Raw genomic sequence first — 257 nt, 5'->3', positions numbered from 1 at the left:
CGGCGCTCCTGGGCGATCGCCCTCATGCGTTGGCGAAGGCTGGTATCGTCAGCCTGGGTCGTCCGGTATCTCATGGTCATGCGGCAGCAGCCGATGGCTTTACACGCCCGCCGTTCGCTCATCTCATGGGCATCCACTAGATGAGCGACAGCTTTCCGCTTCCCCGCGGGCGTCACCACTATGGGATGACCCGCCCCGTCCTCTCAGTCAGACTGAGTTGGCTTTTGAAAGGAGGAAGCAATGAGGACACGGAACAA

The 257-nt window shown here is 60.7% G+C and carries 1 pseudogene; it reads right to left on the bottom strand.

The window, feature by feature from the left end:
- Positions 1–179: pseudogene (locus AC0L3A_RS41140) on the bottom strand (IS3 family transposase); the annotation flags it as partial.
- Positions 180–257 lie beyond the last annotated feature (78 nt).

Source organism: Bradyrhizobium sp. MI1.3 (assembly GCF_055811695.1).
Note: the sequence above shows the minus strand (reverse complement) of the source record. Positions and strands in the feature narration are given on the sequence as shown.